This is a genomic window from Pseudomonas nitroreducens NBRC 12694 (assembly GCF_002091755.1).
Taxonomy (GTDB): domain Bacteria; phylum Pseudomonadota; class Gammaproteobacteria; order Pseudomonadales; family Pseudomonadaceae; genus Pseudomonas; species Pseudomonas nitroreducens.
On sequence record NZ_BDAI01000003.1, the window covers coordinates 510,479 to 530,947 of the forward strand.

The 20,469-nt window shown below is 65.2% G+C and carries 20 protein-coding genes and 1 other RNA gene; 17 read left to right on the forward strand and 4 right to left on the reverse strand.

Going from position 1 to position 20,469, the window contains the following annotated elements:
* Positions 1-83 precede the first annotated feature (83 nt).
* The gene (locus tag PNI01S_RS11470) at positions 84-701 is read left to right on the forward strand and encodes a glutathione S-transferase N-terminal domain-containing protein (RefSeq protein WP_024764051.1); all 618 of its coding nucleotides are present in this window, start codon (positions 84-86) and stop codon (positions 699-701) included.
* 11 nt (positions 702-712) lie between these two features.
* Complete coding sequence (locus PNI01S_RS11475) at positions 713-1,117, forward strand: ClpXP protease specificity-enhancing factor (RefSeq protein ID WP_024764052.1); 405 nt, start codon at positions 713-715, stop codon at positions 1,115-1,117.
* A gap of 54 nt (positions 1,118-1,171) precedes the next feature.
* On the opposite strand, the gene PNI01S_RS11480 is transcribed toward PNI01S_RS11475, so the two are convergent.
* The 4 genes from PNI01S_RS11480 to PNI01S_RS11495 are packed head-to-tail and all read right to left on the reverse strand — an operon-like array spanning position 1,172 to position 4,557.
* Positions 1,172-1,750 carry a BON domain-containing protein gene (locus PNI01S_RS11480; RefSeq protein ID WP_084358268.1) on the reverse strand — a complete coding sequence of 193 codons (579 nt, stop codon included), beginning with the start codon at positions 1,748-1,750 and terminating at the stop codon, positions 1,172-1,174.
* Complete coding sequence (locus PNI01S_RS11485; RefSeq protein ID WP_017518113.1) at positions 1,747-2,340, reverse strand: phosphoheptose isomerase; 594 nt, start codon at positions 2,338-2,340, stop codon at positions 1,747-1,749. Before PNI01S_RS11485 ends, PNI01S_RS11480 begins: the two co-directional genes overlap by 4 nt.
* Before the next feature lie 28 nt (positions 2,341-2,368).
* Positions 2,369-2,746, reverse strand: coding sequence for a YraN family protein (locus PNI01S_RS11490; protein WP_084358269.1), 378 nt, complete (start codon positions 2,744-2,746; stop codon positions 2,369-2,371).
* Positions 2,743-4,557 carry a penicillin-binding protein activator gene (locus PNI01S_RS11495; RefSeq protein WP_084358270.1) on the reverse strand — a complete coding sequence of 605 codons (1,815 nt, stop codon included), beginning with the start codon at positions 4,555-4,557 and terminating at the stop codon, positions 2,743-2,745. The genes PNI01S_RS11490 and PNI01S_RS11495 overlap by 4 nt, the downstream gene beginning before the upstream one ends.
* Before the next feature lie 127 nt (positions 4,558-4,684).
* On the opposite strand from PNI01S_RS11495, the gene rsmI reads away from it, so the two are divergent.
* The 15 genes from rsmI (at position 4,685) to PNI01S_RS11570 (ending at position 20,461) form a co-directional block, all read left to right on the forward strand.
* Positions 4,685-5,533, forward strand: a complete 849-nt coding sequence (gene rsmI / locus PNI01S_RS11500) for a 16S rRNA (cytidine(1402)-2'-O)-methyltransferase (RefSeq protein WP_167632560.1) — start codon at positions 4,685-4,687, stop codon at positions 5,531-5,533.
* 40 nt (positions 5,534-5,573) lie between these two features.
* An RNA gene (gene rnpB, locus PNI01S_RS11505) (RNase P RNA component class A) lies at positions 5,574-5,930 on the forward strand.
* Between the two features lie 307 nt (positions 5,931-6,237).
* Complete coding sequence (gene mraZ / locus PNI01S_RS11510; RefSeq protein WP_024764056.1) at positions 6,238-6,693, forward strand: division/cell wall cluster transcriptional repressor MraZ; 456 nt, start codon at positions 6,238-6,240, stop codon at positions 6,691-6,693.
* 8 nt (positions 6,694-6,701) lie between these two features.
* The gene (gene rsmH, locus PNI01S_RS11515; protein ID WP_089285828.1) at positions 6,702-7,643 is read left to right on the forward strand and encodes a 16S rRNA (cytosine(1402)-N(4))-methyltransferase RsmH; all 942 of its coding nucleotides are present in this window, start codon (positions 6,702-6,704) and stop codon (positions 7,641-7,643) included.
* Positions 7,640-7,933 carry a cell division protein FtsL gene (gene ftsL, locus PNI01S_RS11520; RefSeq protein WP_024764058.1) on the forward strand — a complete coding sequence of 98 codons (294 nt, stop codon included), beginning with the start codon at positions 7,640-7,642 and terminating at the stop codon, positions 7,931-7,933. Before rsmH ends, ftsL begins: the two co-directional genes overlap by 4 nt.
* Positions 7,930-9,678 (forward strand): peptidoglycan D,D-transpeptidase FtsI family protein, encoded by a 1,749-nt coding sequence (locus PNI01S_RS11525; RefSeq protein WP_084358272.1) that lies wholly within the window; start codon positions 7,930-7,932, stop codon positions 9,676-9,678. The genes ftsL and PNI01S_RS11525 overlap by 4 nt, the downstream gene beginning before the upstream one ends.
* Positions 9,678-11,141 (forward strand): UDP-N-acetylmuramoyl-L-alanyl-D-glutamate--2,6-diaminopimelate ligase, encoded by a 1,464-nt coding sequence (locus tag PNI01S_RS11530; RefSeq protein ID WP_084358273.1) that lies wholly within the window; start codon positions 9,678-9,680, stop codon positions 11,139-11,141. The genes PNI01S_RS11525 and PNI01S_RS11530 overlap by 1 nt, the downstream gene beginning before the upstream one ends.
* Complete coding sequence (locus tag PNI01S_RS11535) at positions 11,134-12,498, forward strand: UDP-N-acetylmuramoyl-tripeptide--D-alanyl-D-alanine ligase (protein WP_084358274.1); 1,365 nt, start codon at positions 11,134-11,136, stop codon at positions 12,496-12,498. The genes PNI01S_RS11530 and PNI01S_RS11535 overlap by 8 nt, the downstream gene beginning before the upstream one ends.
* The gene (gene mraY, locus PNI01S_RS11540; protein ID WP_037009773.1) at positions 12,499-13,581 is read left to right on the forward strand and encodes a phospho-N-acetylmuramoyl-pentapeptide-transferase; all 1,083 of its coding nucleotides are present in this window, start codon (positions 12,499-12,501) and stop codon (positions 13,579-13,581) included.
* Positions 13,582-13,594: 13 nt separating this feature from the next.
* Positions 13,595-14,941: a UDP-N-acetylmuramoyl-L-alanine--D-glutamate ligase gene (gene murD / locus PNI01S_RS11545; protein WP_084358275.1), complete on the forward strand. Its 1,347-nt coding sequence runs from the start codon at positions 13,595-13,597 to the stop codon at positions 14,939-14,941.
* On the forward strand, positions 14,941-16,140 hold the full coding sequence (gene ftsW / locus PNI01S_RS11550) for a putative lipid II flippase FtsW (protein ID WP_017518101.1): 1,200 nt from the start codon (positions 14,941-14,943) through the stop codon (positions 16,138-16,140). Before murD ends, ftsW begins: the two co-directional genes overlap by 1 nt.
* Positions 16,130-17,203, forward strand: a complete 1,074-nt coding sequence (murG, locus tag PNI01S_RS11555) for an undecaprenyldiphospho-muramoylpentapeptide beta-N-acetylglucosaminyltransferase (protein WP_084358276.1) — start codon at positions 16,130-16,132, stop codon at positions 17,201-17,203. Before ftsW ends, murG begins: the two co-directional genes overlap by 11 nt.
* Positions 17,196-18,650, forward strand: coding sequence for a UDP-N-acetylmuramate--L-alanine ligase (murC, locus tag PNI01S_RS11560; protein WP_054906587.1), 1,455 nt, complete (start codon positions 17,196-17,198; stop codon positions 18,648-18,650). The genes murG and murC overlap by 8 nt, the downstream gene beginning before the upstream one ends.
* The gene (locus PNI01S_RS11565) at positions 18,647-19,594 is read left to right on the forward strand and encodes a D-alanine--D-alanine ligase (protein ID WP_024764063.1); all 948 of its coding nucleotides are present in this window, start codon (positions 18,647-18,649) and stop codon (positions 19,592-19,594) included. Before murC ends, PNI01S_RS11565 begins: the two co-directional genes overlap by 4 nt.
* 3 nt (positions 19,595-19,597) lie before the next feature.
* The gene (locus PNI01S_RS11570; RefSeq protein ID WP_084358277.1) at positions 19,598-20,461 is read left to right on the forward strand and encodes a cell division protein FtsQ/DivIB; all 864 of its coding nucleotides are present in this window, start codon (positions 19,598-19,600) and stop codon (positions 20,459-20,461) included.
* Positions 20,462-20,469 lie beyond the last annotated feature (8 nt).

The following is a 20,469-nucleotide window of genomic DNA, read 5'->3' on the forward strand; positions in this document are numbered from 1 at the left end:
TCGTAGTAACAAGCGCGCGCCCTACGGGGCGCGCGTGCGTTTTTCTACCTCCCACAAGAAAGTCCTGCGAGGAGGCGCGCGGCATGGCCGCTATCAACAAGCTCACCTGCTTCTCCGATCCTGCCTGCCACTACAGCCATCGCGTACGCCTGGTGCTGGCTGAGAAGAGCGTCGTTGCCGACATCATCGACGTCCCTGCCGGCAATATCCCGGCCAAACTCGCTGAAGTGAACCCCTACGGCAGCTTGCCGACCCTGGTGGATCGCGATCTCGCGCTCTACGAGTCGACGGTGGTCATGGAGTACCTCGATGAGCGTTATCCGCATCCGCCGCTGCTTCCGGTCTACCCGGTGGCCCGCGCGAACAGCCGTCTGCTGATGCATCGCATCCAGCGCGACTGGTGCAGTCTGGTGGATAGAATCCTCGATACCCGCCGCAAGGACACCGAACGCGCCTTGGCGCGCAAGGAATTGCGTGAGAGCCTGACGGGTGTATCGGCGCTGTTCGCCGACAAGCAGTTCTTCCTCAGCGACGAGCTGAGCCTGGTGGATTGCTGCCTGCTGCCGATCCTCTGGCGACTGCCGATCCTGGGCATCGAGCTGCCGCGGCCGGCAAAGCCCCTGCTGGATTACATGGAGCGACAGTTTGCACGGGAAACTTTCCGTGCCAGCCTGTCCTCTATCGAACGTGATATGCGCTAAGGAGCCCGATGATGAACTCCAGTCGTCCCTACCTCGTGCGAGCCCTCTATGAGTGGATCGTCGATAACGGCTGCACGCCGCATATCCTGGTGAATTCCGAGTATCCCGGCGTGCGGGTGCCGCCGGGTTATGCCAGCGACGGGCAGATCGTGCTCAACGTCTCCCCGACCGCTGTGCGCCACCTGCAGATGGACAACGAGGCGGTCAGCTTCGAGGGTCGCTTCGGTGGTGTTGCCCAGGGTCTGTACATCCCGTCTCAGGCTGTAATGGCCATCTATGCGCGGGAGAACGGCCAAGGCATGGTGTTCGATCTGGAGCCGCCGGTGCCCACCGATGACGAGGAGCTGCCGGATGACGGCCCGTCCGACGAGCCGCCACGCCCCAGTGGCCGCCCGAGTCTCAAGGTGGTGAAGTAATAAAAAAAGGCGACCCGAGGGTCGCCTTTTTCATGCCTGCAATAAATGGCCCGGTCAGTCGATGTACTCGAACAGGCGGACGATCTTCTGCACGCCGTCCACGCCCTGGACCACCTGGGTGGCCAGGTCGCCTTCCTTGCGGGTCACCAGGCCGAGCATATAGACGATGCCGTTCTCGGTCAGCACCTTGATGCGGGTGGACGGCACGTTTGCGTCAGCGAGCATCTGGCTTTTGATCTTGGTGGTCAGCCAGGTGTCGTTGCTGCGCGCGGCCAGGGAAGAGGGCTGCAGGATCTGCAGCTCGTTGTGCACGGTCTTGACCTTCTGCACTTCCTTGGCGGCCTGCTCGGCCTTGTTCTTCAGGTCGGCTCGTGGAGTCTGGCCGGCGAGCAGTACCACGCCGTTATAGCTGATCACTACGATGTGGGAATTGCGGTCGAGGTCCGGATCGGCCTTGGCGACGTTCACCGCCACCTTGGTTTCGATCAGCGAGTCGTCGATCTTGCTGCCCAGGGTACGGGTACCCTTGTCATCGTCGATCGGCTTGTCGCGGGTGGCGCTGACGAAGCTGCTGCAGCCACCCAGTGCCATGGTCACGGCCAGTGTGGCTGCGATCAGAGGGGTACGGGTCATTCTTCACTCCCGAACAGTTGACGGTCGATAAGGTCGCAGAGGCAATGGATGACCAGCAGGTGGACTTCCTGGATGCGTGCGGTGACCTTGGCCGGAACGCGGATCTCCACGTCTTCGGGCAGCAGCAATGATGCCATGTTGCCGCCGTCACGGCCGGTCAGAGCTACGACAACCATTTCGCGATCATGTGCGGCCTGGATCGCCTGAATGACGTTGGCCGAGTTGCCGCTGGTGGAAATCGCCAGCAGCACGTCGCCCGGTTGGCCCAGGGCACGGATCTGCTTGGAGAAGACTTCGTTGTAGCTATAGTCGTTGGCGATCGAGGTGATGGTCGAGCTGTCGGTGGTCAGGGCGACCGCCGGCAGGCTCGGGCGTTCGCGCTCGAAGCGGTTCAGCAGTTCGGAGGAGAAGTGCTGAGCGTCGCCAGCGGAGCCGCCATTGCCGCAGGAGAGAATCTTGCCCTCGTTCAGCAGGGCATTGACCATGACCATGCTGGCCTGCTCGATATGCGGGATGAGCACCTCGGTAGCCTGTTGCTTGGTCTCGATGCTGGCATGGAAGAGCTGGCGGATACGGGATTGCATGTCCATCAGGTGTGACCTTTCGTCGGGCGTCTGATCAGGTGTCAAAAGCGTTGGGAATCCAGTTCAAGTGCCCTGCGGAGCTGGGGGTGCGAATGTCGATGGCGACGATGTCGAACCGGCAGGGGTGGCTGCTCCAGCGGGCGTTCTGTTGCAGGAAGAGTTCAGCGGAAATGGCCAGGCGTTGACGCTTGCGCATGTCCACGCTCTCCAGTGCTCCTCCCCAGGCAGAATGCCGGCGGGAGCGAACTTCGACGAATACTACTGTATCGCCGTCCAGCATGACCAGATCGAGCTCGCCTCGGCGGCACGTCCAGTTCTGCGCCAGGAGGCGCAATCCATGCTGTTGCAGGTGGGCCAGGGCGGCGGCTTCGGCTCGCTGCCCGGCCTTCTGGGTAGGGCTGTTGCCGATCAAATACCGCTGTTCTCCAGCGGCTGGACCTGGCCGTTCTTGAACTCTGCCCAGGGCAGGCGGCGCTCTACGCGCTGGCTGGCGCTGACGCTCAGGGTGCCGGTCAGGCCATCTAGCTGCATGCTTGGCACCGCCTTGAGCTCCGGCAGGCGCGGGGCCAGTTGGTAGGCGTCGGCGCCCATGGCGTACAGGCGGCCGAGGCTGCCGTTGGCGGCCGGCCACTGCGTGGCGACCTGCTGGCGCAGGGTGTTGTTGGGGTTCAGTAGCCAGGGGGTTTCGCAGAAGCGAATGCCGTTCAGGTCCTGGTCCTGCGCCGGGTTGTTTACGCCGGTGTACAGGTTGGAGGTGGCGTAGACCGGCAGGTCGCCAGCGTACTGGAAGGCCAGGGTCGGCTTGATCTGGCGGGCCTGCTGAGGGGTGGCGGCGAGGAAGATGAAATCGATGTCCTGGCGGCGCGACGGCTGGGTGTCGACGCTACTGTCGAGCACGCCCTGCAGGCGCTTGGCGCGGCCTTCGCTCTGGCGCAGTTGTAGCAGGTCGGCGATCTGGCGCGCCAGCTCGACCGGCTGGTCGACGTGTTCGGCGGCGATCAGGGTGCCGCCGGCGGCCTGCCAGTTGCGGCTGAACGAGGCGAGTACACGGTCGCCCCATTCGCCGCGCGGCACCAGGGCCACGGCGCGGCGCATGCCGTCGTTCCAGGCGCGGTTGGCGACTTCGCGGGCTTCGTCCTCGGCGGACAGGCCGAACTGGAACAGCTGGGCAGGGCCTTCCTGATTGCCATCGGCGTAGTTCAGGGCCAGGGTGGTGATGGGCAGTTGCGGTTGACTGCTCATCTGCTTGACCAGGTTCTTCTCCAACGGGCCAACGACCAGTTGCACGCCGTCGGCCTGGGCCTGGCGGTAGAACTCATCCAGCGAGCGTACCTGGGTGCTGTCGTAGAGCTTGATATCCGGCTGCTGGCCGCCGTTGTGCTGGGCCTGGTAGTGGGCGGCGAGGAAGCCGTCCTGCAGGGCACGGGCGACGGAGGCCAGCTGGCCTTGCTGGGGCAGCAGCAGGCCGATCTTGTTCAGCGGCTGGGCAGCCAGGGATTTCAGCTTGGTCAGCGCGTCGGGCAATTGCTTGGCGGCCGGGTGGTCGGGGTTCTGCGCGACCCAGTTGTCGATGTTCGACTGCTGTTCTTTGAGAGTTGACGAGGATTTGGTGATGCGCGCCAGTTCCAGCCAGCCGTTCAGGTCGCCTTCGTTGCTGCTGGCCTGCATCTGCTCGAGTGGGAGGCTGGAAACCAGTTTCCAGATCTCCTCGTGGTTGGCCTTGCTCGCCTCTGCATTGAGTAGCGGGTCGATGAAGACGCGTTCGCGGGCGGCGCTCAGGGCCTGACCGTCGGCGGCCAGGGCGAGTGACTTGACCATGCCGGCGCGCGCCTGCAGGTCCACGGGCATTTCGCTCAGGCGCTGGAAGCTGGGATGGTCGAAAGCCTTCAGGGCGGCCTTGGTCTTGTTGCGCGCCAGTTCGAGCTGGGCGCGCAGGGTGCTGGCGAAGACCTGCTGGGCGGGCTTCAGGCTTTCCAGCGGAATCTGGTCGAGGATCTGCGTCGAGCGGCCAAGATCTTTCTGCTTGTAGGCCTGATCGGCGGCGGAAAGGCGCAGGACTGCGGCTTCATCTGGCTTGGCGGTGGAGGCCTGCTGCAGCAGCTGTTCGATGCTGGCGTCCGGGGTGCGCGGCAGTTCGCCGAGAGTGGACGACGGGGAGGACGCACAGGCGGCGAGCATGCCGGCCAGGAACAGAGCGGATAGCGGACGCAGGCGAGCGATCATATCGGGCTTCTCGTGACGCATTCAAAGAACTGCCGATTGTACCGAAGCGGCAAGGGGGACGCGATGGCGGCTGGCGGAATCGGGATACAATGCGTCTTTTCCGACACTTCCGGTGAGGTTCTCCCGCGTGACCCTAGGCACTCTCTATGTGGTGGCCACTCCTATTGGCAACCTGGACGACATCAGCGCCCGGGCGCTGAAGGTGCTGGCCGACGTGGCCTTGATCGCGGCCGAAGACACCCGTCACTCCGTGCGTCTGCTGCAGCACTTCGGCATCCAGACGCCATTGGCGGCTTGTCACGAACACAACGAGCGAGAGCAGGGCGGCCGCTTCCTTACCAAGCTTCAGGCTGGCGAGGATGTCGCGCTGATCTCTGATGCGGGCACGCCGCTGATCTCTGATCCGGGCTATCACCTGGTGCGCCAGGCGCGCGCCGCGGGCATCCCGGTGGTGCCGGTGCCGGGAGCCTGCGCGCTGATTGCCGCACTTTCCGCGGCGGGCCTGCCGTCGGATCGCTTCGTCTTCGAAGGCTTCCTGCCGGCCAAGGCCGCCGGACGTCGTGGGCGCCTGGAGGCGCTGGTGGATGAGCCGCGTACCCTGATCTTCTACGAGGCGCCGCACCGCGTGCTGGAGTGCATCGAGGATATGGTGGCGATCTTCGGCGACGAACGGCCGGCGCTGCTGGCCCGTGAACTGACCAAGGCCTTCGAGACCCTCAAGGGGTTGCCGCTGGGGGAACTGCGTGAATTCGTGGCGTCCGACAGCAATCAGCAGCGGGGAGAGTGCGTGCTGCTGGTGGCCGGCAAGCCTGCGCCCGAGGGCGATGAAGCGGTCGATGCGCACACCCTGCGGGTGCTCGACCTGCTGCTGGCGGAGATGCCGATCAAGCGCGCGGCGGCGCTTGCCGCGGAGATCACCGGGGCGCGCAAGAACCAGCTTTATCAGATCGCGTTGGAGCGCCAGGGCAAGGCTTGAGCTTGTCCTGGGCGTTGACAGCCGCTAACCTTGCAGCCTGAGAGTCGATTGGACAGTCGCTGTTCCGTGGTGTTCCATCACGGGATGGAGGAAAGTCCGGGCTCCACAGGGCAGAGTGCCAGGTAACGCCTGGGAGGCGTGAGCCTACGGAAAGTGCCACAGAAAATAACCGCCTAAGCGCGCAAGCGCCGGTAAGGGTGAAAAGGTGCGGTAAGAGCGCACCGCACGGCTGGCAACAGTTCGTGGCTAGGTAAACCCCACTCGGAGCAAGATCAAATAGGAACCCATTGGCGCGGCCCGCGTTGGGTTCGGGTAGATCGCTTGAGGCATGCAGTGATGTATGTCCCAGAGGAATGGCTGTCCTCGACAGAACCCGGCTTACAGATCGACTCTCACCACTTTTCCGCCACTTCTTCCCACATGACCATTTGTCGCTGACCGGAAGAAGTGTAGAACTTAAGAAATCACTTTAAGTATGAAGGCCCAGTGTTTTGAAAACACTGGGCTTTTCTCTTTTCTAGCGCGTCAAATTCCCTCCCCGAACCTCGCAAAAGCACGCTAAATCTCGGTCCTGTAAGGATTTTTCCCCTCCGGCTTACCTTGACGGTGGGGAGCGCGGATTTCTATAGTGTGCAGAAGTGGTATGAAGTGGGTAAAAGTGGGATCAACAGGCATGGATAGCCAACCACAGGGGAAGCGCTGACGTGTTTCGCGGAGCTAACGCCATCAGTCTCGACGCCAAAGGGCGCCTCGCGATGCCGAGTCGGTATCGTGACGAGCTCGTTTCGCGTTGCAATGGCCAGCTCATCGTCACTATCGATGCCGTCGACACCTGCCTCACCGTCTACCCCCTCCCTGAATGGGAACTCATCGAAGCCAAACTGCGCGAGCTGCCCTCGCTGCGTGAAGAAACGCGGCGTCTGCAGCGTTTGCTGATTGGTAATGCCGTTGACCTGGAGCTCGATAGCGCCGGGCGTTTTCTCGTTCCGCCGCGCCTGCGCGAGTACGCCGGCCTGGACAAGAAGGCGATGCTGGTCGGCCAGCTGAACAAGTTCCAGCTGTGGGACGAAGACAAGTGGAATGCGGTTGCCGAGGCCGACCTCGCAGCCATCAAAGAGCCCGGCGGCCTGCCGGATGAATTGCGCGACCTTATTCTGTGAGCCTGCCTGTGACCAGTACCTTCCAACACATCACCGTTCTACTCGAGGAGGCCGTCGAAGCGCTGGCCCCCCTGGAGGACGGCCGCTATGTGGACGGAACCTTCGGAAGGGGAGGGCACAGCCGGGCCTTGCTCGGGAAGCTCGGCCCGGGCGGTCAACTGCTCGGGTTCGACAAGGACCCGCAAGCCATCGCGACGGGAAAAACACTGGCGGCCGAAGACGGCCGCTTCGTCATTGTGCAAAGGTCCTTCGCCGAGATGGGCGAAGAGTTCTCCGCACGCGGCCTGCAGGGCAGCGTGAACGGCGTTCTGCTGGACCTGGGTGTGTCCTCGCCGCAGCTGGATGACCCGGAGCGTGGCTTCAGCTTCCTCAATGATGGCCCGCTGGACATGCGCATGAACCCGGATCAGGGCGTCAGCGCTGCGCAGTGGATCGCCACGGCCGCGGAAGATGAGATCGCCCGTGTATTCAAGGATTACGGTGAAGAGCGCTTCGCCAAGCGCATGGCTCGCGCCATCGTGCAGCGTCGTGCGGAAGCGCCGTTCGAGCGTACCGCCGACTTGGCGGCCGTCATCACCGAGGCCAACCCGGCCTGGGAAAAGGGCAAGAACCCGGCTACCCGTGCCTTCCAGGGGCTGCGCATCTTCATCAACAACGAGCTGGGCGATCTGGAGCGTGGCCTTGAGGCCGCGCTGGAAGGCCTGGCTGTGGGCGGTCGTCTCGTGGTGATCAGCTTCCACTCGCTGGAAGATCGCATCGTCAAGCAGTTCATGCGCAAGCAGGTGAAAGGCGAAGCGGACAACCTGCCGCGCAACCTGCCGATCCAGGTCAAGCCGTTCGATCCGCGCCTCAAGCTGATCGGCAAGCCTGTCTACGCCTCCGAGGCGGAGCTCAAGGCCAACCCGCGCTCGCGCAGCGCGGTCATGCGCATTGCGGAGAAGCTCAGATGAGCCGTCTCTTCTCCAAGCGCCTGCCCACCGGCAGCTTCTTCATGCTGCTGCTGTTCATCGGCGTGCTGTTGTCGGCCATCTCCGTTTCCTACAGCGCTTACTGGAATCGCCAGTTGCTCAACTCGCTGTATACCGAGCTCAACGTGCGCGACAAGGCGCAGGCTGAGTACGGTCGGCTGATCCTCGAGCAGAGCACCTGGACGGCCCATAGCCGCATCGAAGGCCTGGCGACCGACCAGTTGAAGATGCGCGTGCCCGATCCGACCGAAATCATCATGGTGGCACCATGAGAGACCTGGCCGGCGCTCGCTACCCCTGGCGCTTCCGCGTCGTCATCGCCCTGCTGCTGGCGATGGTGGCGGCGATTGCCTGGCGGATCGTCGACCTGCACGTGATCGACCATGACTTCCTCAAGGGGCAGGGCGATGCGCGCAGCGTGCGTCACATCACCATCCCCGCGCACCGCGGCCTGATCACCGATCGCAATGGTGAGCCGCTGGCCGTCAGTACGCCGGTCGCCACCCTCTGGGCCAACCCCAAGGAACTGGTGCTCGAGCGCGAGAAGTGGGACTTCCTCGCCGACGCGCTTGGCCAGCCCAAGGCCGCGCTGTCCGAGCGACTGGAGGCGAACGCTGACAAGGAATTCATCTATCTGGTCCGGGGCCTGACCCCGGAACAGGGCGAGGCGGTGATGGCTCAGGTGAAGGCCCATCGCATCCCCGGCGTCTATTCGGTCGAGGAATTCCGCCGCTTCTATCCGTCGGGCGAGGTTGCTGCACAGGTCGTGGGCTTCACCGATGTCGACGACCGCGGCCGTGAAGGTGTCGAGCTCGCCTTCGACAGCTGGCTGGCCGGCGTGCCGGGCAAGCGCCAAGTGCTCAAGGATCGCCGTGGCCACCTGATCCGCGACGTGCAGGTCACCCGCAATGCCAAGGCCGGCAAGACCCTGGCGCTGTCCATCGACCTGCGTCTGCAGTACCTGGCCAACCGCGAACTGCGTAACGCGCTGGTGGAGAACGGGGCCAAGGCCGGCAGCCTGGTGATCCTCGACGTGAAGACTGGCGAAGTGCTGGCCATGGCCAACCAGCCGACCTACAACCCGAACAACCGCCGCAACCTGCAGCCGGCGATGATGCGCAACCGCGCGATGATCGACGTGTTCGAGCCCGGCTCGACCATGAAGCCGTTCTCCATGAGCGCGGCGCTGGAAACCGGCCGCTGGAAGCCCACCGACAAGGTCGAGGTCTACCCCGGCACCCTGCAGATCGGCCGCTACACCATTCGCGACGTTTCCCGTACCGAGGGCCCGGTGCTGGACCTGACCGGCATCCTGATCCGCTCCAGTAACGTGGGCATGAGCAAGATCGCCTTCGACATCGGCGGCGAAGCCATCTACAGCGTGATGCAGAAGGTCGGCCTGGGGCAGGACACCGGCCTGGGCTTCCCGGGCGAGCGCGTCGGCAACCTGCCGAACTACCGTGAGTGGCGCAAGGCCGAGACCGCGACCCTGTCCTACGGCTATGGCCTGTCGGTAACCGCCATCCAGTTGGCCCATGCCTATGCGGCGCTGGCCAACAATGGTCGCAGCGTGCCGCTGACCATGGTGCGTGCCGATCGCCCGGCCGACGCCGTCCAGGTTATCCCCGAGCCGGTCGCCAAAACCATGCAGGGCATGCTGCAGCAGGTCATCGAGGCGCCGAACGGCGTGTACCGCGCCCAGGTGCCGGGTTATCACGTGGCCGGCAAGTCCGGCACCGCGCGCAAGACCGCGACCGGGACCAAGGGCTACGCCGAGAACTCCTACCGTTCCCTGTTCGCCGGGTTCGCGCCGATGAACAACCCACGCTATGTCGCCGTGGTGGTGATCGATGAGCCCAGCAAGGCCGGTTACTTCGGTGGCCTGGTTTCCGCGCCGGTGTTCAGCAAGGTGATGTCCGGGACGTTGCGCCTGATGAACGTGCCGCCAGACAACCTGCCGACAACCCCGCAGCAACAGGCCGATGCTGCGCCCGCTGCCAAAGGAGGGCGTGGCTGATGCCGATGAGCCTGAATCAACTGCTGCCGCAAGCTGAAAGCGGCGAGCTGATCCGTGAGCTGACCCTGGACAGTCGCACCGTCAAGCCGGGCGACCTGTTCCTGGCCGTGCCGGGTGGCCGTCAGGATGGCCGCGCGCACATTGCCGCTGCGCTCTCCCTGGGCGCTGCCGCGATTGCCTACGAAGCGGAAGGTGCTGTCGACCTGCCACCCAGCGATGTGCCGATGATCGCCATCAAGGGCCTGGCCAAACAGCTTTCCGCCATTGCCGGGCGCTTCTATGGCGAGCCTAGCCGTGCCGTCGAGCTGGTCGGCGTGACCGGCACCAATGGCAAGACCAGCGTCAGCCAACTGGTGGCCCAGGCGCTCGACCTGCTGGGCGAACGCTGCGGCATTGTCGGAACCCTCGGCACCGGTTTCTATGGCGCGCTGGAAAGCGGCCGCCACACCACGCCCGACCCGCTCGCCGTGCAGGCGACCCTGGCACGCCTCAAGCAGGCCGGCGCCAAGGCCGTGGCGATGGAAGTGTCGTCCCATGGCCTGGAGCAGGGCCGCGTCGCCGCCCTGGGTTTCGATGTGGCGGTATTCACCAACCTGTCCCGCGACCACCTGGACTACCACGGCTCGATGGAAGCCTACGGCGCCGCCAAGGCCAAGCTGTTCGCCTGGCAGGGGCTGCGTTGCCGGGTGATCAACCTGGACGATGACTTCGGTCGCCAGCTGGCTGCCGAGTCCCACGAGTCGCGACTGATGGGTTACAGCCTGAGCGACTCGTCTGCCTATATCTATTGCCGCGAAGCGAAGTTCAGCGATGCCGGCGTGCAGGCGCACATCGTCACCCCGCAGGGCGAAGGCCTGCTGCGCAGTTCGCTGCTGGGCAAGTTCAACCTGAGCAACCTGCTGGCCGTGGTCGGTGCACTGCTAGGACTGGACCACCCGCTGGGCGACGTCCTCAAAGTGCTGCCGCAACTGGAAGGCCCCATCGGCCGCATGCAGCGTCTGGGTGGCGGCGACAAGCCACTGGTGGTTGTCGACTACGCCCACACCCCGGATGCGCTGGAAAAGGTCCTGCTGGCCCTGCGCCCGCATGTGCACGGCCAACTGCTGTGCTTGTTCGGCTGCGGCGGTGATCGTGACCGCGGCAAGCGTCCGATCATGGCGCAGATTGCCGAGCAGCACGCCGACCGCGTGCTGGTCACCGACGACAATCCGCGTACCGAGCAGAGCGGGGCGATCATCGCGGATATCCGCGCCGGTTTCGCCAAGCCCGATGCCGTCGAGTTCGTCCCGGGCCGTGGCGAGGCTATCGCCCGCCTGATTGCCTCCGCCGGTGTCGACGATGTCGTGCTGCTGGCTGGCAAGGGACACGAGGATTACCAGGAGATCGACGGCGTACGGCATCCGTTCTCCGATCTTGATCAAGCCGCCAAGGCGCTGGCTGACTGGGAGGTGAAGCGTGCTTAAGCCCCTGTCGCTCAACGAAGTCGCTGGCGCACTGCAAGGCCGGGTGGTCGGTGCCGATGTCACTTTCGCCGCCGTGAGCACCGACAGCCGCGCCATCGAGCCGGGCCAACTGTTCATTGCCCTGACCGGTCCGCGCTTCGACGGCCACGACTATCTGGCCGACGTCGCCGCCAAGGGCGCTGTCGCTGCGTTGGTCGAGCGTGAAGTCGCCGGTGCGCCGCTGTCGCAGTTGGTCGTGAAAGACACCCGCATCGCGCTGGGCCAGCTCGGCGCGCTGAACCGTGCTGCCTTCACCGGCCGCGTCGCTGCCGTGACCGGCTCCAGCGGCAAGACCACCGTGAAGGAAATGCTCGCCAGCATCCTGCGGACCCAGGGCGACGTCCTGGCGACCCGCGGCAACCTGAACAATGATCTCGGCGCGCCGCTGACCCTGTTGCAGCTGGCCCCCCAGCACCAGAGCGCAGTCATCGAGCTGGGCGCCAACCGTGTCGGCGAGATTGCCTATACCGTCGCGCTGACCCGTCCGCAGGTGGCGATCATCACCAACGCCGGCACCGCCCATGTGGGCGAGTTCGGCGGGCAGGACAAGATCGTCCTGGCCAAGGGCGAAATACTCGAAGGCCTGGTGGCCGATGGGGTCGCCATTCTCAATCGTGACGACAAGGCCTTCGATACCTGGCAGGCCCGTGCTGACGGCCGTCGCGTCTCCAGTTTCGGCCTGCACGATGTTCGCGCCGACTTCCACGCCAGCGACGTCAAGCGTGACGCCCGTGGCTGCCCGGGATTCACCCTGCAGGGCCCTGCCGGCGAGGCTGCCATTCAGCTGAATCTGCTGGGTGAGCACAACGTCGCCAATGCGCTGGCCGCCGCCGCAGCCGCTCACGCTCTTGGCGTGCCGCTGGTCGGGATCGTTTCCGGGCTGCACAACCTGCAGCCGGTCAAGGGGCGCGCCGTAGCCCAGTTGGCGACGAACGGCATGCGTGTGATCGACGACAGCTACAACGCCAACCCGGCTTCAATCTGCGCGGCGATTGATATACTCGCCGGCTTTTCCGGCCGGACCGTCCTGGTCCTCGGGGACATGGGCGAGCTGGGTGCCTGGGCGGAATCTTCCCACCGCGAAGTGGGAACCTATGCCATTGGCAAAGTCGCCGCCCTGTATGCGGTCGGACCGCTGATGAGCCACGCCGTGCAGGCGTTCGGTTCCGCGGGCCGGCACTTCGCCGATCAGGCCAGCCTGATCCAGGCCCTGGCCGAAGAAGCTTCGACAACCACCATTCTGATCAAGGGTTCCCGCAGCGCGGCGATGGACAAGGTCGTCGCGGCGCTCTGTGGTTCCTCCGAGGAGAGTCACTAAATGCTGCTGCTGCTCGCCGAGTACCTGCAACAGTTCTACAAGGGCTTCGGCGTTTTCCAGTACCTGACCCTGCGCGGCATCCTGAGCGTGTTGACCGCGCTCGTCCTGTCGCTCTGGCTGGGGCCGTGGATGATCCGCACCCTGCAGATCCGCCAGATCGGCCAGTCCGTGCGCAACGACGGCCCGCAATCGCACCTGTCCAAGAAAGGCACGCCGACCATGGGCGGCGCGCTGATCCTCACGGCCATCGCCATCAGCACCCTGCTGTGGTCCGACTGGTCGAACCGCTACGTGTGGGTCGTGCTGGTAGTGACCCTGCTGTTCGGCGCCATCGGCTGGGTGGATGACTACCGCAAAGTGATCGAGAAGAACTCCCGCGGCCTGCCGAGCCGCTGGAAGTATTTCTGGCAGTCGGTATTCGGCCTGTGCGCGGCGATCTTCCTCTTCATGACCGCCGAGACGCCGGTGGAGACCACGCTGATCGTGCCAATGCTGAAGAACGTCGAGATCCCGCTGGGGATCGGTTTCGTGGTGCTGACCTACCTCGTGATCGTCGGCTCCAGCAACGCGGTGAACCTCACCGACGGCCTCGACGGCCTGGCCATCATGCCCACCGTGATGGTCGGCGGCGCGCTGGGGATCTTCTGCTACCTGTCGGGCAACATCAAATTCGCCGAATACCTGTTCATCCCGAGCGTGCCTGGCGCGGGTGAGCTGATCATCTTCTGCGGCGCCATCGTCGGTGCCGGGCTGGGCTTCCTCTGGTTCAACACCTACCCGGCCCAGGTCTTCATGGGTGACGTCGGCGCGCTGGCCCTCGGCGCCGCGCTGGGCACCATCGCGGTGATCGTCCGCCAGGAAATCGTGCTGTTCATCATGGGCGGCGTGTTCGTCATGGAAACCCTGTCGGTGGTGATCCAGGTCGCCTCCTTCAAGCTAACCGGCAAACGCGTGTTCCGCATGGCGCCGATCCACCACCACTTCGAACTCAAAGGTTGGCCTGAACCGCGCGTGATCGTGCGTTTCTGGATCATCACGGTAATTCTCGTGCTGATCGGCCTAGCCACGTTGAAACTGCGTTGAGGACTGATCGAGCATGAGCCTGATCGCTTCCGACCAATTCCGCATCGTTGTCGGCCTCGGCAAGAGCGGCATGTCCCTGGTGCGCTTCCTGGCGCGCCAGGGTGTGCCGTTTGCCGTGGCCGATACGCGCGCGAATCCGCCGGAGCTGGCGACCCTGCGCGAGCAGTACCCGCAGGTCGAGGTGCGCTGCGGCGACCTCGACGCCGATTTCCTCTGCCGCGCCCAGGAGCTCTACGTGAGCCCCGGCCTGTCGCTGCGCGTGCCTGCGCTGGTGGAGGCTGCGGCTCGCGGCGTACGCCTGTCCGGCGATGTCGACCTGTTCGCGCGTCATGCGAAGGCGCCGATCGTCGCCATCACCGGTTCCAACGCCAAGAGCACCGTCACCACCCTGGTAGGCGACATGGCCAAGGCTGCCGGCAAGCGCGTCGCCGTGGGCGGTAACCTCGGCACTCCGGCGCTGGACCTGCTGGCCGATGACGTCGAGTTGTATGTGGTGGAGCTGTCCAGCTTCCAGCTGGAAACCTGCGAGCGCCTCAACGCCGAAGTCGCCACCTGCCTGAACGTCAGCGAAGACCACATGGACCGCTACGACGGCATGGCCGACTACCACCTGGCCAAGCACCGCATTTTCCGTGGCGCGAAGCAGGTCGTGGTGAACCGCGCCGACGCGCTGAGCCGCCCGCTGATCGCCGACAACGTGCCGTGCTGGACTTTCGGCACCAACAAGCCGGACTTCAAGGCCTTCGGCCTGATCGAAGAAGACGGCGAAAAGTGGCTGGCCTTCCAGTTCGACAAGCTGATGCCGGCCCGCGAGCTGAAGATTCGCGGCGCGCACAACCAGTCCAATGCCCTGGCCGCGCTGGCCCTGGGTCATGCCGTTGGCCTGCCGTTCGAACCGATGCTGCAGACCCTGCGTGAATTCGCCGGCCTTGCCCACCGCTGCCAGTGGGTGCGCGAGCGCAACGGCGTGAACTACTACGACGACTCCAAGGCCACCAATGTCGGCGCCGCCCTGGCCGCCATCGAAGGCCTGGGCGCCGATATCGACGGCAAGCTGCTGCTGATCGCCGGAGGCGACGGCAAGGGCGCCGACTTCAATGACCTGCGTGGCCCCGTTGCCCAGCACTGCCGTGCTGTGGTGCTGCTGGGCCGCGATGCCGAGCTGGTGAGTGCCGCCATCGGCAATGCCGTACCCAAGGTTCGTGTGAATACCCTCGAGGAAGCCGTCGAGCACGCTGCCGACCTCGCCCTGCCGGGCGACGCCGTGCTGCTGTCGCCGGCCTGCGCGAGCCTGGACATGTTCAAGAACTACGAAGAACGCGGACGGCTGTTCGCCAAGGCCGTGGAGGACCTCGCCTGATGTTCTCCTTCCTGCGCCCGTACCCGTCCCCGCTGATCAGCCGCAACGGCATCGATATCGATTTCCCGTTGCTGGCAGGTTGCCTGGCGCTACTCGGCCTGGGGTTGGTGATGGTCACTTCGGCATCCTCCGAAGTCGCCGCGGCGCAGTCCGGCAACCCGCTGTACTTCTCGGTCCGCCACCTGATCTACCTGGCCATCGGCTTCGTCGCCTGCGGCGTGACCATGATGGTGCCGATGGAAACCTGGCAGCGCTGGGGCTGGAAACTGCTGGCCGTGGCCTTCGTGCTGCTGGTCATGGTGATCACCCCCGGCATCGGCCGCGAGGTGAACGGCTCCATGCGCTGGATCGGCTTCGGTCTGTTCAACATCCAGCCCTCGGAGATCGCCAAGGTCTTCGTGGTGATCTTCATGGCCGGCTACCTGGTTCGTCGTCAGGAAGAAGTGCGCGAGAGCTGGCTGGGCTTCTTCAAGCCGTTCGTGGTGCTGCTGCCCATGGCCGGCCTGCTGCTGCGCGAGCCGGACTTCGGCGCCACCGTGGTGATGATGGGCGCTGCCGCCGCGATGCTGTTCCTCGGCGGCGTGGGCCTGTTCCGCTTCGGCCTGATGGTCGCGCTGGCGGTCGGTGCCGTGGTGCTGCTGATCCAGACCCAGCCCTACCGGATGGCACGCCTGACCAACTTCACCGACCCCTGGGCCGACCAGTTCGGCGCGGGCTACCAGCTCAGCCAGGCGCTGATCGCCTTCGGCCGTGGCGGCTGGACCGGCATGGGCCTGGGCAACAGCATCCAGAAGCAGTTCTACCTGCCCGAAGCGCACACCGACTTCGTGTTCGCCGTGCTCGCCGAAGAGCTGGGCATCGTCGGCGCCATGGCCACCGTGGCCCTGTTCGTCTTCGTCAGCCTGCGCGCGCTGTACATCGGCATCTGGGCCGAGCAGTCGAAACAGTACTTCTCCGCTTACGTCGCCTACGGCCTGGCCTTCCTGTGGATCGGCCAGTTCCTGATCAACGTGGGTGTGAACGTCGGCCTGCTGCCGACCAAGGGCCTGACCCTGCCGTTCCTCAGCTATGGCGGTTCGTCCCTGGTGATCTGCTGCGCCCAGCTGGGAATGCTGCTGCGCATCGAATGGGAACGCCGCACCGTGATGGGCAGCGAGGAATATGAATTCAGCGAAGAGGACTTTGCCGATGAAAGGTAACGTCCTGATCATGGCGGGTGGCACCGGCGGACATGTGTTCCCGGCCCTGGCCTGCGCCCGTGAGTTCCAGGCGCGCGGTTACAGCGTGCACTGGCTGGGCACTCCGCGCGGCATCGAGAACGACCTGGTACCCAAGGCCGGCCTACCGTTGCACCTGATCAACGTCAGCGGCTTGCGTGGCAAGGGCCTGAAGTCGCTGCTGCGCGCGCCGTTCGACCTGCTCAAGTCGCTGTTCCAGGCTATCGGCGTGGTTCGCCAGCTCAAGCCGGTGTGCGTGCTCGGCCTGGGTGGCTACGTCACTGGTCCGGGCGGACTGGCCGCCAAGCTGTCCGGCGTGCCGCTGGTGATCCATGAACAGAATGCCGTCGCCGGCACCGCCAACCGCAGCCTCGCGCCGCTGGCCAAGCGCGTCTGCGAAGCCTTCCCGGACACCTTCGACAGCAGCGCCAAGCGCCTGACCACCGGCAACCCGGTGCGCGCCGAATTGTTCCTGGAAGAGGGCGCCCGCGCACCGCTGGCCGGTCGTCGTGTCAACCTGCTGGTACTGGGCGGCAGCCTGGGCGCCGAGCCGCTGAACAAGCTGTTGCCTGAAGCGCTGGCGCAGGTGCAGGCACAGATTCGCCCGGCCATTCGCCATCAGGCCGGTCGTCAGCACGACGAAATCACGGCGGAGCGTTATCGCGCCGCGGGTGTCGAAGCGGACGTAGGTCCGTTCATCGCCGACATGGCCGCGGCCTACGCCTGGGCCGATCTGGTCATCTGCCGCGCCGGTGCACTGACCGTCAGCGAGCTGACCGCCGCCGGCCTGCCGTCCTTCCTGGTGCCGCTGCCCCACGCGATCGACGACCACCAGACCAAGAACGCCGAATTCCTGGTGCGGGAGGGCGCTGCCCACCTGCTGCCGCAGAAATCTACCAGCGCTGCCGAACTGGCCGCGCAGTTGTCCGAGGTATTGATGCATCCCGATTCCCTGACCCGCATGGCCGCTCGCGCCCGCAGCCTGGCCAAGCCCGAGGCTACCCGCACGGTAGTCGATGCCTGCCTGGAGGTGGCCCGTGGTTAAAGAACCCACCGGCGTCACCCGTACCATGCGGCGCATCCGTCGCATCCACTTCGTCGGCATCGGCGGCGTGGGCATGTGCGGTATCGCGGAGGTGCTGCTCAACCTCGGCTACGAAGTCTCCGGCTCGGACCTCAAGGCTTCTCCGGTCACCGAGCGCCTGGAAAAGTTCGGCGCGGAAATCTTCATCGGTCACCGCGCGGAAAACTCCGATGGCGCTGATGTGCTGGTGGTGTCCAGCGCAGTGAACAAGTCGAACCCGGAAGTTGCCGCCGCGCTGGATCGCCGCGTGCCGGTGGTGCCGCGCGCCGAGATGCTCGCCGAGCTGATGCGCTACCGCCACGGCATCGCCGTCGCCGGTACCCATGGCAAGACCACCACCACCAGCCTGATCGCCTCGGTATTCGCCGCCGGCGGGCTGGACCCGACCTTCGTCATCGGCGGCCGCCTGAACGCTGCCGGCACCAACGCGCAGCTGGGCACCAGCCGCTACCTGGTGGCCGAGGCCGACGAGAGCGACGCCAGCTTCCTGCACCTGCAGCCGATGGTCTCGGTGGTCACCAATATCGACGCTGACCACATGAGCACCTACGGCGGCGACTTCAACAAACTCAAGCGCACCTTCGTCGACTTCCTGCATAACCTGCCGTTCTACGGCCTGGCCGTGGTCTGCGTGGACGACCCGGTGGTGCGTGAGATCCTGCCGCAGGTGGCGCGTCCGACCGTGACCTACGGCCTGAGCGAGGACGCGGACGTCCGCGCCATCAATATCCGCCAGGAAGGCATGCGCACCTACTTCACCGTACTGCGCCCCGAGCGCGAGCCGCTGGACGTCTCGGTGAACATGCCCGGCCTGCACAACGTGCTGAACTCCCTGGCGACCATCGTCATCGCTACCGACGAAGGTATCTCCGACGAAGCCATCGTCCAGGGCCTGTCCGGCTTCCAGGGCGTGGGCCGGCGCTTCCAGGTCTATGGCGACCTGCAGGTGGAAGGCGGCAGCGTGATGCTGGTCGACGACTACGGCCACCACCCGCGCGAAGTCGCGGCAGTGATCAAGGCCGTGCGCGGCGGTTGGCCGGAGCGTCGCCTGGTGATGGTCTACCAGCCGCACCGCTTCAGTCGTACCCGCGATCTGTATGACGACTTCGTACAGGTGCTCGGCGAGGCCAATGTGCTGATGCTGATGGAGGTCTACCCGGCCGGCGAAGAGCCGATCCCCGGCGCCGACAGCCGTCACCTGTGCCACAGCATCCGCCAGCGCGGCCAGCTCGATCCGATCTACCTGGAGCGCGGTGGCGACCTCGCCTCGCTGCTAAAGCCGCTGCTGCGTCCGGGCGACATCCTGCTTTGCCAAGGCGCCGGCGACATCGGCGGGCTGGCTCCGGCACTGATCAAGAATCCGATGTTCGGCGCCGCTGCTGCGGGCGCCGAGGGGAAGAAGCAATGAGTGACGCCCTCAAATCCGCCCTCGAGCCCCGCGCCTTCGGTCGCGTCGCCGTGCTGTACGGCGGCAAGAGCGCCGAGCGCGAGGTGTCGCTGAAGTCCGGCGCCATGGTGCTGCAGGCCCTGCAGGGCGCGGGCGTGGCTGCCTTCGGCATCGACGTGGGCGACGATCTGCTGGAACGTCTGACCCGCGAGAAGATCGACCGCGCCTTCATCATCCTCCACGGTCGTGGCGGTGAAGATGGGACCATGCAGGGCCTGCTGGAAATCGCCGGCATCCCCTACACCGGCAGCGGTGTGCTGGCGTCCGCCCTGGCCATGGACAAGCTGCGTACCAAGCGCGTGTGGCTGAGCCTCGGTCTGCCGACGCCTGACCACGCCGTCCTCGCCAGCGAGGAAGATTGCCGCGCGGCTGCGGCGAAACTGGGCTTCCCGCTGATCGTCAAGCCGGCCAGCGAGGGTTCGAGCATCGGCATGGCGAAGGTGAACAGCGAGCAAGAGCTGATTGCCGCCTGGGCCGGTGCCGCGAAATACGATCCGCAGGTGCTCGTCGAGCAATGGATCAGCGGCCCCGAGTTTACCGTCGCGATCTTGCGTGGCCAGGTGCTGCCGCCCATTCGCCTGGGCACCCCGCACACCTTCTACGACTACGACGCCAAGTACCTGGCCAACGATACCCAGTACCAGATTCCCTGCGGCCTGGATGCCGACAAGGAACAGGAACTCAAGGACCTGACCGCGCGCGCCTGCGATGCCCTCGGCATCCAGGGCTGGGGCCGGACCGACGTGATGCAGGACGCCCAAGGGCGCTTCTGGCTGTTGGAAGTGAACACCGCACCGGGCATGACCGACCACAGCCTGGTGCCCATGGCCGCGCGCGCGGCCGGCCTGGATTTCCAGCAGCTGGTGCTGGCGATCCTCGCCGACAGCGTCGAGGCAAGGGGGTAAGTCATGAACGGCGCGCAGCTTCGTCACCAGAATCCCGGAATCGGCCGTGCTCCCGCACGCAAGCCGGTGCCGCGCGGCGCCAGCCGTCTGGTGGCCAAGGAGCCGCTCAGCGCTCGCATGCCCAAGCCCAGCTTCGGCTTCCTGAAGGTGCTGCTGTGGCCGCTGGTGCTGGGCGTGCTCGGCGCTGGTGCCTACTACGGCGCGCAGTACGTGCTGCCTTATGCAGACCGTCCGATCGCCAAGGTCAGCGTGGAAGGCGACCTCAGCTACATCAGCCAGGCGGCAGTGCAGCAGCGGATCAGCCCCTACGTGTCGGCCAGCTTCTTCACCATCGACCTGGCCGGCATGCGCCAGGAGCTGGAACAGATGCCCTGGATCGCTCATGCCGAGGTGCGCCGTGTATGGCCTGATCAGGTGGTTATCCGCCTGGACGAGCAATTGCCCATCGCCCGTTGGGGTGACGAAGCCTTGCTGAACAATCAGGGTCAGGCTTTTGCACCGCGGGAAGTGGCCAACTACGAGCACCTGCCGCGCCTTTCCGGCCCGCAGCGCGCTCAGCAGCAAGTGATGCAGCAGTACCAGATTCTCAGCCAGATGCTCCGCCCGCTGGGCTTCACCATCGCCAGCCTGGACATGAGTTCGCGCGGCGCCTGGACCCTGGGCACCGCGCAAGGCGTGGAGATCATGCTGGGCCGCGACCACGCGGTAGAACAGATTCGCCGGCTCGTGACCATCTACGACAAGGCGCTGAAAGAACAGATTACGAAAATTGCCCGCATCGACATGCGCTACCCCAACGGCCTGGCCGTGGCATGGCGTGATCCGGTGCCGGAAGCGACGATGGCTCAGACCACCGCCGCGCAGTGAGTTGAGGA